This is a genomic window from Terrabacter sp. FW104-15G4B (assembly GCF_058790095.1).
Genome location: NZ_JBYTCI010000054.1, coordinates 1 through 9893, shown reverse-complemented (window position 1 = coordinate 9893; position 9893 = coordinate 1). Strand labels below are relative to the sequence as shown.

The 9893-nt window shown below is 72.0% G+C and carries 8 protein-coding genes; 6 read left to right on the top strand and 2 right to left on the bottom strand.

The window, feature by feature from the left end; translation table 11 throughout:
* On the top strand, positions 1-1089 hold a 1089-nt coding region (locus AC3WRT_RS20315), incomplete at its 5' end, for a helicase-associated domain-containing protein (RefSeq protein WP_492725176.1).
* Positions 1090-1199: 110 nt separating this feature from the next.
* On the opposite strand, the gene AC3WRT_RS20310 is transcribed toward AC3WRT_RS20315, so the two are convergent.
* On the bottom strand, positions 1200-2135 hold the full coding sequence (locus AC3WRT_RS20310; protein WP_492725175.1) for a hydroxymethylglutaryl-CoA lyase: 936 nt from the start codon (positions 2133-2135) through the stop codon (positions 1200-1202).
* A gap of 103 nt (positions 2136-2238) precedes the next feature.
* Here AC3WRT_RS20310 and AC3WRT_RS20305 point away from each other — a divergent pair, with 103 nt between their 5' ends.
* The 5 genes from AC3WRT_RS20305 to AC3WRT_RS20285 all read left to right on the top strand — a co-directional run bounded on the left by AC3WRT_RS20305 (position 2239) and on the right by AC3WRT_RS20285 (position 9253).
* A complete protein-coding gene (locus AC3WRT_RS20305) occupies positions 2239-3891 on the top strand; it encodes a DNA repair helicase XPB (protein ID WP_492725173.1) in 1653 nt (550 codons plus the stop codon).
* A 50-nt stretch (positions 3892-3941) separates the two neighbouring features.
* Entirely contained in the window at positions 3942-4664 is a 723-nt protein-coding gene (locus tag AC3WRT_RS20300; protein WP_492725171.1) for a response regulator transcription factor, read from the top strand.
* Positions 4665-4668: 4 nt separating this feature from the next.
* Positions 4669-6207 (top strand): sensor histidine kinase, encoded by a 1539-nt coding sequence (locus tag AC3WRT_RS20295; protein WP_492725169.1) that lies wholly within the window; start codon positions 4669-4671, stop codon positions 6205-6207.
* Positions 6208-6274: 67 nt separating this feature from the next.
* A complete protein-coding gene (locus tag AC3WRT_RS20290) occupies positions 6275-7549 on the top strand; it encodes a S1C family serine protease (protein WP_492725168.1) in 1275 nt (424 codons plus the stop codon).
* Positions 7550-7732: 183 nt separating this feature from the next.
* Positions 7733-9253 (top strand): SDR family NAD(P)-dependent oxidoreductase, encoded by a 1521-nt coding sequence (locus AC3WRT_RS20285; protein ID WP_492725167.1) that lies wholly within the window; start codon positions 7733-7735, stop codon positions 9251-9253.
* Between the two features lie 86 nt (positions 9254-9339).
* Here the strand turns inward: AC3WRT_RS20285 and AC3WRT_RS20280 are convergent.
* A partial coding sequence (locus AC3WRT_RS20280; protein WP_492725165.1) for a GNAT family N-acetyltransferase occupies positions 9340-9893 on the bottom strand: 554 nt, incomplete at its 5' end.

Genomic DNA, 9893 nt, shown 5'->3' with positions numbered 1-9893 from the left:
CTCCTCCCCCAGCTCAGCTCCCCCGGCCTCTCCCAGGGTCGAGGTGATGGCGCGAGCGACGCCGCTGCCACGATCACCTCGAACGGCAAGCGCGCCGCCCGGGGTCGAGGTGATGGCGGCAGGGACGCCGGTGGTGCGATCACCTCGAACGAGGCCGCGACGCCGGAGGCGGTGGCGGAGGCCGTCGCAGCGGCGATGTCCGTACACCTGCCCCCGCCGGTCGACCACATCCTCGTCCAGGCTGACCTCACGGCCGTCGCTCCCGGGCCGCTCGTCGGCGGCCTCGGCTCGTTCATGCGCCTCGCCGCCGACGTCGAGTCCCGCGGTGGGGCGACCGTCTACCGATTCACGCCCGAGTCGGTGCGCCGCGCGCTCGACGCCGGCTGGACCGCTGCCGACTTCATCGAGACCGTGCGCCGCTCGAGCCGCACCCCGGTGCCCCAGCCGCTCGAGTACCTCGTGTCGGACGTCGCGCGCAAGCACGGCCAGACCCGCATCGGCGGCGCTGCGGCATACGTCCGCTCCGACGACGAGACGGTGCTCGACACGATGCTCGCCTCCCGCGACCTCGCGCCGCTGCGGCTGCGGCGGCTCGCGCCGACGGTCCTCGTGTCGTCGGCCGACCCGCGTGTGCTGGTCGACCTGCTGCGCGACAGCGGTTTTGCGCCGGTGCACGAGGGGCAGGACGGCACCGTCGTCCACGCCGAGACGCCGCGGCGCCGCGCCGGGTCACGACGCCGGGGCCCGGGGCCGATGGTCTCGCCGGTCGACCGGCCCTACACGCAGTCCCTCGTCGACGGGCTGCGTGCCGCCGAGGCGACCGCCGACCAGCGCCGCGTGGAGGACGAGGCGAGACCGGGCCCGCGGATCCAGGCGATGGACCCCGTGGTGACGCTCTCCCTGCTGCGCGACGCCGTCGCCGACCGGCACGGGGTCTGGATCGGCTACTCCGACGGCCACGGGGCGACGACCCGCCACCTGATCCACCCGCAGAAGGTCGAGGGTGGCCGGGTGCGCGCCACCGACGAGGCCGGCCACGAGAAGTCCTTCTCGGTGCACCGCATCACCGGAGCGACCCTCGACGCCTGACCCGCGCCGCCCCCCACCGTCGAGAGGCCACAAACCGGGCCCCGGTTCGTGGCCTTTCGACGGGGGGGGGCCCGGTTTGTGGCCTTTCGACGGTTCAAGCGAGGGGTGGGTCAGGTGAAGGCGGCGAGGGCGCGAACGACGTTGCTGGGGCTCGGGCGGGCGAGCTGCTGGGCCATCCACACCGAGGTCTCGACGAGTTTCTCCAGGTCGACGCCCGTCTCGACGCCGGCACCCTGAAGGGCCCAGACGAGGTCCTCGGTGGCGAGGTTGCCGGTCGCCGACCTGGCGTAGGGACAGCCGCCGAGGCCGCCGGCCGCCGCGTCGACGACCGAGACACCGTCACGCAGGGCGGCCATCGTGTTGGCGAGCGCCTGCCCGTAGGTGTCGTGGAAGTGCACGGCGACCCGGTCGGCGCCGATGCCACGGGCGGCGAGGGCCTCGAGGAGCCGGTGCACATGGCCGGTCGTGCCGACGCCGATGGTGTCGCCGAGGCTGAGCTCGTGGCACCCGAGGTCCATCAGCCGCTCGGCGGTGTCGGTCACCTGCTCGACCGGCACGGGCCCCTCCCACGGGTCGCCGAAGCACATGGAGACGTAGGCCCGCACCCACATGCCGTCCGCGAGAGCGCGCTTCACGACCGGCTCGAACATGGCGTACTGCTCGGCCATCGACCGGTTGAGGTTCTTCTGCGCGAAGGTCTCCGTGGCCGACCCGAAGATCGCGATGGCGGTCAGGCCCAGCTCCTCGGCCCGGTCGAGGCCGCGCTCGTTGGGCACGAGGGCCGGCCGGCGACGCCCGCGGCCCGACTCCCCGAGAGCCTCCAGCACCTCCTCGGCGTCGCCCATCTGCGGCACCCACCGCGCCGGCACGAACGACGTCGTCTCGATGGTGCCGAGCCCCGCGGCCTCGAGCCGGCGGACGAACTCCACCTTGGTGGCCGCCGGGACGACGGTCTTCTCGTTCTGGAGGCCGTCGCGCGGACCGACCTCGTAGATCGTCACCTTCGCGGGCAGCCCCGTCGCCGCCTCGACCTGTGGGGATCGCATGCGCTCATACTGTCACCACGCACGCGCACCCCCGGTCGATGTATGCCGCGGTCTGGGGTGACCGTGGAATACCTCGACCCACGCTCGGAGTTGTCCCCACACGATGAATGACGGACCCCTGATCGTCCAGAGCGACAAGACCCTCCTCCTCGAGGTCGACCACCCGAACGCCGAGGCCGCGCGACGCGCGATCGCCCCGTTCGCCGAGCTCGAGCGCGCCCCCGAGCACGTGCACACCTACCGCATCACCCCGCTCGGACTGTGGAACGCCCGCGCCGCCGGGCACGACGCCGAGCAGGTCGTAGACGCCCTCATGACCTACAGCAGGTATGCCGTCCCCAACGCCCTGCTCGTCGACGTGGCCGACACGATGGACCGCTACGGCCGCCTCACCCTCGAGAAGGAGGGCCTGGCCGACTCCCCCGAGGGCACGCGCCTCGTGCTGCGCACGACCGACCGCCCGGTGCTCGAGGAGGTGCTCCGGCACAAGAAGATCAAGCCGCTGACCGGCGATCGCCTCGACGACCTGGCCGTCGTCGTGCACCCGAGCGAGCGCGGCACCCTCAAGCAGGAGCTGCTCAAGATCGGCTGGCCGGCCGAGGACCTCGCCGGTTACGTCGACGGCGAGGCACACCCGATCGACCTCGACCAGAGTGGCTGGCACCTGCGCCCCTACCAGCAGCACGCGGTCGACGGCTTCTGGCACGGCGGCTCCGGCGTCGTCGTGCTCCCCTGCGGCGCCGGCAAGACGCTCGTCGGCGCCGGCGCGATGGCCGCCGCCAAGGCGACGACCCTCATCCTCGTGACCAACACGGTCAGCGCGCGGCAGTGGAAGGACGAGCTGCTCAAGCGCACGACCCTCACCGAGGAGGAGATCGGCGAGTACTCCGGCGCCCGCAAGGAGATCCGGCCCGTCACGATCGCGACCTACCAGGTGCTGACGACGAAGCGGAAGGGCGCCTACGCGCACCTCGACCTGCTCGACGCCCGCGACTGGGGGCTGGTCGTGTACGACGAGGTGCACCTGCTCCCGGCGCCGATCTTCCGCATGACCGCGGACCTGCAGGCGCGCCGCCGCCTCGGCCTGACCGCGACCCTGGTGCGCGAGGACGGCCGCGAGGCCGACGTCTTCAGCCTCATCGGCCCCAAGCGCTTCGACGCGCCGTGGAAGGACATCGAGGCGCAGGGCTACATCGCTCCGGCGGACTGCGTGGAGGTGCGGGTCAGCCTCCCCGACGGCCAGCGGATGGCGTATGCCGTCAGCGAGCCCGAGGACCGCTACCGCCTCGCGTCGTGCTCGGACGCCAAGCTCCCCGTGGTCGAGAAGCTCGCGAAGCAGCACCAGGGCGAGCCGACGCTCGTCATCGGGCAGTACCTCGACCAGCTCCACGAGGTCGCCGAACGGCTCGGCGCCGAGGTGATCACCGGCGAGACGACCGTCAAGGAGCGCCAGCGCCTCTACGACGCGTTCCGCACCGGCGACATCACGACCCTCGTCGTCAGCAAGGTCGCGAACTTCTCCATCGACCTGCCCGAGGCGAGCGTCGCGATCCAGATCAGCGGCACCTTCGGCTCCCGGCAGGAGGAGGCGCAGCGACTCGGCCGCGTCCTGCGGCCCAAGGGCGACGGGCGCACGGCGCACTTCTACACGATCGTGGCGCGCGACACCGTCGACGCGGACTTCGCCGCGCACCGCCAGCGCTTCCTCGCGGAGCAGGGCTACGCGTACCGCATCGTCGACGCGGACGACCTCTGAGCCGCCGGCGTTCCCAGCAAACTCCCAGCGAACGCCCTGACACTGGTCACGTGGACACCCAGACCGCGCCGGCCGCCGAGGCCCGCCTGCTCGTCGTCGAGGACGAGCCGAACATCCGTGAGCTGCTCGCGACGTCGCTGCGCTTCGCCGGTTTCGAGGTGGAGACGGCAGCGGACGGCACCACCGCCCTGGCGATGGCGGCCGAGTCCGAGCCCGACCTCGTCGTGCTCGACGTCATGCTCCCCGACGTCGACGGCTTCGAGGTGACCCGGCGCCTACGTGACCGCGGCCGCCAGCAGCCGATCGTCTTCGTCACCGCGCGGGACGCGACGGGCGACAAGATCCAGGGCCTGACCGTCGGCGGCGACGACTACGTCACCAAGCCGTTCAGCCTCGAGGAGGTCATCGCCCGCATCCGGGCCGTGCTTCGCCGCACGCGGGGACAGCTCGACGACGGCGCGACCCTGCGCTTCCACGACCTCGAGCTCAACGAGGACTCGCACGAGGTGCGCCGTGGCGGCCGCGTCATCGACCTGTCCCCGACCGAGTTCAAGCTGCTGCGCTACCTGCTGCTCAACCCCAACCGGGTGCTGTCCAAGCTGCAGATCCTCGACCACGTCTGGGACTACGACTTCCGCGGCGAGTCCGGCATCGTTGAGTCCTACATCTCCTACCTCCGGCGCAAGATCGACGCCGACGGCCCCTCGCTCATCCACACCAAGCGAGGCGTGGGTTACGTTCTGCGGGTGCCCCCAGAGCTGACCGCCTCCTGACCGGATGGCCGACCTGACCGCCTCGGCGGCCGACGTGCCGCCGCGCGCCCAGACCACCCGCAGCGGATCCCTGACGCGCCGGCTGCAGGCCGTGCCCCTGCGCTGGCGACTGCTCGGCGTGACCCTCGGCCTCATCGCGATCGCCCTGACGGTGACCGCCCTGGTCGTCAGCGCCCTCCTGCGCGTCTACCTGGTCAACCAGACGGAGCAGGAGCTGCGCGTCTACGCCGCGAGCCTTTCGTCCATCGAGGCCGACGAGCTGAAGCGGGCCCGCAACGATCTGCCCACAGGGTTCACGGCGCGCATCGTCAACATCTCGACCGGCCACGTCGACTCCCTCGGCGAGGCCCTCTTCGAGCCGAACGACGCCGAGATCCCCGCGCTCAAGCCCACCGACCCACACGTGACGGACGGGAGGACCTTCCGCGTCGGGTCGACCGGAGGAGACGGGGAGTGGCTCGCACTGGCCCAGCTCACCGAGGGCCGCGCCGACATCGTCATCGTCGCGCTGCCGCTGCGACCGCTCCAGGAGACCGTCAACCAGTTCCTGCTCTATGCCGCCCTCATCGGCGCGATCGCGCTCGTCGTCAGCGCCGCCCTCGGCTGGTACCTCGTGCGCCGCACCTTCCGGCCGCTCACGCGCATCGAGGACACGGCGGCGAAGATCGCGGTGGGCGACCTGACCCAGCGCATCGACGTCCCCCACACCGACGACGAGGTCGCCTCGCTGTCGCGCTCGCTCAACGCGATGCTGGCCCGCATCGAGCAGAGCTTCGCCGTCCGCGAGGCCAACGAGGCGAAGATGCGCCGCTTCATCGCCGACGCCTCGCACGAGCTGCGCACGCCGCTCGCCGCGGTCGGCGGCTACGCCGAGCTCTACCGGCAGGGCGCGCTGCCCTCGAGCGACGCCGTGACCGGCGCGATGACGCGCATCGAGTCCGAGGCGCACCGGATGAGCGGCCTCGTCGAGGACCTGCTCACCCTGGCGCGGCTCGACGGCGAGCGCCCCCTCGAGCTGCAGACCGTCGACCTGGCCGTGCTCGCCGCGGACGCCGCCCAGGACGCCCGCACCATCGCCCCGGGCCGGCACATCGCGGCCACCGGCATTCACGGACCCATCGAGCCGACCGAGCTGCACGCGGACGAGCAGCAGCTGCGCCAGGTCGTCACCAACCTCGTCACCAACGCGCGGGTGCACACCCCGGAGGGCAGCCCGATTGAGATCCTCGTCGGTCAGGTCGACGCGGGGCGCGTCGCCCTCCACGTGCGCGACCACGGGCACGGCATACCCGTGCAGGAGCGTGCGGACGTCTTCGAGCGCTTCTACCGCGCCGACCGCTCCCGCAGCCGCGGCAAGGGCGGCGGCAACGGGCTGGGCCTGGCCATCGTGCACGCGATCGTCGAGGCCCACGGCGGGCAGGTCTCGGTCGAGGAGACCCCGGGTGGCGGCGCGACCTTCGTCGTCGTGCTGCCCAAGGAGCGTCCTGCAGCTCCGGACGCGAGCCGCGGAACGCCCGCGCGGCAAGGCACAGCCGATTCTTAGGAACGCCACAACGGCGTCAAAAGCTGGGTAGGTGTGATGGACCCACAGACCAGAGCGAGGAGGAGCCATGACCATGGCACCTGAGGACCACACCCAGCAGATCCCGCAGGCGGACTACTACAGCCAGTCGGCGCCCCCCGCGCCGCCTGCCGGGCCGACGCCGCCGCTCGGCACGGGCAGCCGCCCGGCCCCGAAGCGCGACAACCGCTTCGGCCAGACGGTCGGAGTCGCACTGCTCGCGGCCGTCCTCGCCAGTGGGGGCACGTACGCCGCGACGCACCTCGGCGACCAGCAGACGGGCAGCACGACCACCGCGACGGCGACCACGAACCCCAACCGGAACAGCTCACCCACCGTCGTCCAGGGCAACGTCTCGGCGCCCGACTGGACGGCCGTCTCCGCCGCCGTCGCACCGAGTGTCGTCAGCATCAACGTGACGACCCAGCAGGGCTCCGGCGCCGGCTCCGGCGTCATCTACGACGACCAGGGCCACGTCCTGACCAACAACCACGTCGTCGAGGGCGCTGGCGGCAACGGCACGCTCACGGTGACCCTCAGCGACGGCCGCACGTACAGCGCGAGCGTCGTCGGCACCGACCCTTCGACCGACCTCGCCATCATCAAGCTGGCGAACGCCCCGAAGGACCTGACGCCCATCACGCTCGGCAACTCTGGGTCGCTCAAGGTCGGCGACCCCGCCATGGCGGTCGGCAACCCGCTCGGCCTGTCGGGCACCGTCACCACCGGCATCATCTCGGCGCTCGACCGCCCGGTCAGCACCGGCGCCTCGAGCGAGTCGCCCCTGGGACAGCAGCAGTCCCCGCCTGACCAGGTCGTGACGAACGCCATCCAGACCTCCGCCGCGATCAACCCGGGCAACTCCGGTGGCGCCCTCGTCAACGGCAAGGGCGAGCTGGTGGGCATCAACAGCTCGATCGCCTCGCTGGGCCAGACGCAGGGCAGCCAGAGCGGCAACATCGGCATCGGCTTCGCGATCCCGGTCAACGAGGCGAAGTCCATCGCCAACCAGCTGATCAAGACCGGCAAGGCCGAGCACGCGTACCTCGGCGTGAGCACCCGCGACACGGTGGTGACGGACGGCGCCGCCAAGCGTGCGGGAGCCCAGGTCGTCGCGGTCAGCGGGGGGACCCCCGCGGCCGACGCCGGCATCAAGAACGGCGACGTCATCGTCGCCGTCGACGGCCAGCGCATCGACTCCGCCACGGCCCTCGTCGGCCAGATCCGTGAGCTGACGGTGGGCGACAAGGCCAAGCTGACCCTCATCCGCGACGGGTCGCGCCAGGACGTCGAGGTGACCCTCGCCGTCAAGCCGGCCAGCTGAGCACCCTTCCCCGAGGCGCCGGCTCCCCTGCGCTCGTATGCCGTCGGGCTCGCGCCCGTCCCGCCACCACGCTCCCGGTGGCCGGGACGGTCGCCGGCCCGGCGGCATACGTCCTTTGCGGCACGACATGTCCGGCGCGACGGCGGATTGGGGCTCGGCGGGGCACACACGTACCCTTGCGCGGTGATCCAGACCGACAACGAGCTCGACCTCACCGCCGTCGTGCGCCTCGACCCCGAGGACGTCGCCACCGCGGTGCGGGTGCTGGCCCTGGCGCCGGCACTCGAGCTCGACGACCCGGACTTCGAGACCCTCAAGCGCGCGGCGTCGCTGATGTACAAGCGGCTCAAGAAGGACCGCCGAAACGCCAAGACGTGGGCCGAGCGCAAGGCCGACCGGCAGGTCATCGAGTCGACGGCCACCGGCTCGCCGATGCGGATCGACGACGAGACGAAGGGAATCCCCCTCGTCTCCAGTGCGACCGGCGCCTTCGCGGGCGAGCTGGTCAACCCGCGCGGGTGCTACATCTGCAAGCGGGACTACACGCTCGTCGACGCGTTCTACCACTGGCTCTGCCCGGAGTGCGCGGCCCGCTCCCACGCCAAGCGCGACCAGCGCACCGACCTCACCGGCAAGCGCGCCCTGCTCACGGGCGGCCGCGCCAAGATCGGGATGTACATCGCCCTGCGGCTGCTGCGCGACGGCGCGCACACGACGATCACGACCCGCTTCCCCAAGGACGCGATGCGCCGCTTCGCGTCGATGGAGGACAGCGGCGACTGGATCCACCGGCTCAAGGTCGTCGGCATCGACCTGCGCGACCCCACCCAGGTCGTCGCGCTCGCCGAGGAGGTGGCAGCGGCAGGACCGCTCGACATCCTCGTCAACAACGCCGCGCAGACCGTGAGGCGCTCTCCCGGCTCATACAGCAACCTCGTCGAGATGGAGTCGGCGCCGCTGCCCGACGGCGTGGCGCTGCCCGAGATGGTGACCTTCGACCGGGTCAGCGAGGCTCACCCGGCGTCGATCGCCGGCGCCCTCGGGCAGCATGCCGTCGCGCACCACGACGGTGAGTCGGTCGAGCACGCCGTCGCCGCGCAGACCGCCGCCTCGATGACGGCCCTGGCCCTGAGCGCCGGCAACGCCAGCCTCGAGGCGCACCGCACGGGCACGGCCGTCGACGCCGGAGGGCTGCTGCCCGACCTGCAGCGCACCAACTCCTGGACCCAGAAGGTCGAGGAGGTCGACCCGCTCGAGCTGCTCGAGGTGCAGCTGTGCAACTCGACGGCCCCCTTCCTCCTCGTCTCGCGCCTGCGCCCGGCGATGCGGGCCGCAGTCGAGGCCGGGGCACGGCGCGCCTACGTCGTCAACGTCTCGGCGATGGAGGGGCAGTTCTCCCGGCGCTACAAGGGCGCCGGCCACCCGCACACCAACATGGCCAAGGCCGCCCTCAACATGCTGACCCGCACCAGTGCCGGCGAGATGTTCGAGAGCGACCGCATCCTGATGACCGCGGTCGACACCGGCTGGATCACCGACGAGCGGCCGCACGACGAGAAGCTGCGCATCGCCGCCGAGGGCTGGCACGCACCGCTCGACCTCGTCGACGGCGCGGCCCGCGTCTACGACCCGATCGTGCGCGGCGAGGCCGGCGAGGACCTCTACGGCTGCTTCGTCAAGGACTACGAGCCCAGCCCCTGGTGACGTGTCCGGTGGCCTGAGCTGCGGTTCGAGGCTGATCTCGCACCCGGCTGGGTGCGACCATCACCTCAACCGGCGCGGGCGCGCGGTCATCCGAGGGGCTTGGCGTACCAGACCTCGGCGTAGAACTCGTCGGAGAACGGCTCGACCTCAACCCACCCGTTGCGCGTGTAGAGCGAGCGGGCCTCGACGAGGTCGCGGCGGGTGTCAAGGCGTATCGCCGTGACACCCCAGACCCGTGCCACCTCCTCGGCCGTCAGCAGCAGGCTCGTGCCCAGGCCGGCGCCGCGCAGCTCGGGACGGACGTACAGCCGCCTGAGCTCCGCGACCCGCGAGCCGGAGGCGTCCCGCGTGAGGCGAAGACCGACGCAGCCGCCGAGGAGCGTCTCGTCGTCGGCGCCGCGGGCCACGAGGAAGACGCCGGTCGGCGGCGCCAGGTCGTCGCTGCGCATCCGGGGAAAGCCGATCTCGATCTCCGCGTCGGTCGAGTCGCGGCCCTCCTCGCGCTGGTACCAGCGGTCGCTCACCTCGACGTAGTACTCGCGCAGCAGGACCTGCGACTCCGGCGCGCCGACCTCACCGATCTCGATCACCCAGGCCGCTGAGCTGTCCGGGGTCACGCGCCCGCCCCTCTCACCCCGGC

Coding starts and splice junctions, on each gene's coding strand:
- AC3WRT_RS20310 (WP_492725175.1), bottom strand. CDS start 2,135: ATGCGATCCCCACAGGTCGAGGCGGCGACGGGGCTGCCCGCGAAGGTG.
- AC3WRT_RS20305 (WP_492725173.1), top strand. CDS start 2,239: ATGAATGACGGACCCCTGATCGTCCAGAGCGACAAGACCCTCCTCCTC.
- AC3WRT_RS20295 (WP_492725169.1), top strand. CDS start 4,669: ATGGCCGACCTGACCGCCTCGGCGGCCGACGTGCCGCCGCGCGCCCAG.
- AC3WRT_RS20290 (WP_492725168.1), top strand. CDS start 6,275: ATGACCATGGCACCTGAGGACCACACCCAGCAGATCCCGCAGGCGGAC.